A 247-nucleotide genomic window follows, 5' to 3' on the forward strand; every position below is an offset into this window, starting at 1 on the left:
GTGTGCCTGCACGGCAACAGCCAGGACGCCGCGAGCTGGGATCCCGTCGGCGACACGCTGGACCTGACGGGTCTGCGCATCGTCAGCTACGAACAGCGAGGACACGGTCGTTCCGGGACCGGCGACGACACGGCGTGCATGGTCTCCGGGATGGCCGACGACCTCGACCCGGTGCTCCGGACCCTCGCGCCGGACGGACCGGTGGTTCAGGCGGGATATTAGATGGGCGGCAAGGTCGCACTGTCCT

General features: G+C 68.8%; 1 protein-coding gene. It reads left to right on the forward strand.

All coding sequences use genetic code 11. The features are described 5' to 3' along the window. A partial coding sequence (locus tag NVV99_RS26720; protein WP_369011269.1) for an alpha/beta fold hydrolase occupies positions 1-222 on the forward strand: 222 nt, incomplete at its 5' end. Positions 223-247 lie beyond the last annotated feature (25 nt).

Origin of the sequence: Rhodococcus sp. PAE-6 (genome assembly GCF_025290685.1) — a bacterium.
Taxonomy (GTDB): domain Bacteria; phylum Actinomycetota; class Actinomycetes; order Mycobacteriales; family Mycobacteriaceae; genus Rhodococcus; species Rhodococcus pyridinivorans.